2 protein-coding genes are annotated in these 1,896 nt (G+C 36.0%); both read left to right on the top strand.

Annotation, left to right across the window (positions count from 1 at the left end; all coding sequences use genetic code 11):
* Positions 1 to 526: DUF3352 domain-containing protein (locus AC1DPQ_RS26520; RefSeq protein ID WP_477611400.1), on the top strand; the 526-nt coding region annotated here is incomplete at its 5' end.
* A gap of 31 nt (positions 527 to 557) precedes the next feature.
* A partial coding sequence (locus AC1DPQ_RS26515) for a DUF5723 family protein (RefSeq protein WP_477611399.1) occupies positions 558 to 1,896 on the top strand: 1,339 nt, incomplete at its 3' end.

The raw sequence follows: 1,896 nt of genomic DNA, 5'->3' as shown, positions 1-1,896 counted from the left end.
AAGCACCAGCGAAAAACTAGGTGCAATTTCATTATCAAATGGGGAAAAAGTAAAACAGCTGTTGCTTGATGTAAGTGCAGATTATAATGAAGAAATTAAGCTCTTTAAATCATCTGATATCCTGTATAGTTACTTTGGAGAACCATTTAAAAAATTCGGCAGGCCATATTATACCATTGTAGATAATAATTTGGTTGTGGCCAATAATGCGAGTACAGTTCAATCATTTTTAAATGATTATAAGCATAACAGGCTGTTAATACAGACGCCTCAATATTTAGATGCAGTAAACCAGATTTCAACTACTTCGAATGTGAGTTATTACATCAACACCAAAAATTCGGCAGATATTTTCAGGAACAATATTCAGCTTCCATTTTATAAACATTTGAGGGCCGATAGCGGTTTAAAAAGTTTCGACACTTTTTATTACCAGATGAGTGCAGACAAAAACAAGTTTATCACTAACTTGCTTTTAAACAAATATTTAAAGCCAGAAATACCAGATTCGTTAAGTAACCGTTAATAAGGAAACAAGCCCAGAAAAACTATTTTACATGAAGAAACTTTTACTTGCGTTACTGGTATTAGCCAGCTTCGGGGGTGCAAATGCACAACAATATGCACTTTTTGGTACCAAAACAATGTTTGATGCCTTCGAAAACCCATCTCAAAAATCTTTCACCCTAGATTCATCGCGAAGATTTTCTTCCAATTTCTTCCTGCCCTATTTTGGAACAAATGCCATTAACAAAGGAAGCTCTAAGTTTGCGATAAGAAAATTAACACAGGAAGGTGTTTTTGATACAAGAAGTTTACCGATTGGTACTGGAGAAGTGAACCATTTTTTCGAAAACAGCAATATTTATGTAGCTGCATTCAGGCTTTTCAAATCTTATAAGTATCAAAAGGAAATGGGCTTTTCATGGCAGATCAGGTCTGATGCACATATCGATTACACAAATGAAAGCCTTGCTATTTTCGATTCTTTTGAAAGATTTAACAAAGGACAGCAATATACCGGAATATTCGATTCTAAAGGGTATGAACAAAGTTACCATCAGTTTAGCTTTACCTACAGGGAAAACTGGGACAAGAGACTTGCTTTTGGGCTAAAGGCCAGTTTATTGAGCGGAATTTTATACAACAAACTCGATATAGCTGATTCTTATTTATACATCGATCCGAGTGCTTCTGCATTATTGATCGGGCTGAATGGTACCTACTCGAGCAATTTTTCTGATTTTGACGAGGTAAACAAGAAAAACTTCTTTCCCAACTTTAAAAATCCTGGCTTATCATTAAGTTTTGGAACGAATTATACCACTAAAAAAGGTCTGTTTTTGATGGCCAACATCAAAGACTTAGGTTTTATCTGGTGGCGGAGCAACACACAGCGCACTACGATAGATCAATCTAAAATAATTGAAAATTTAGAGGACCAATCTAATACCAACCAGGAAATAAAGGACATTTTCCTGCTTTCGGAGCAGAGCAAAAAGTTTTTAGCACCTACCAATGCTAAACTAGACATTTACCTGTCTAAACGCTATGGATTTTACAAACCAGGCCTGGCCGTTTCGAAAAACCTGTTTTACAAAGGCGGAGATATTGCTTTTGTAAACACTTTTATTGCTAATGATTTTTCGGGAAGTATTACTCCCTTGTACAACTTGAATGGTGTTTTTATGGTTGGACTGCAAGCAAAATACCAGACTCCAAATTTCGAGTTGTTTATGGGTACCGATAATTTAGTAGCTACCAGTTTCCAAACTTATGGACTAATTAAAAATGATGCTACTATAGGCAGCGGTCCGAATGGTGCTTCTTTTTATATGGGTGTAGGCATTAAATTCGGCAACGTGGTTAACCATCCTCAGTTTGCCGATGTAATAC

Source organism: Pedobacter sp. 01T416_2 (assembly GCF_056398925.1).
The sequence above is the reverse complement of the archived record's forward strand: the minus strand, read 5'-3'. Positions and strand labels throughout refer to the sequence as shown.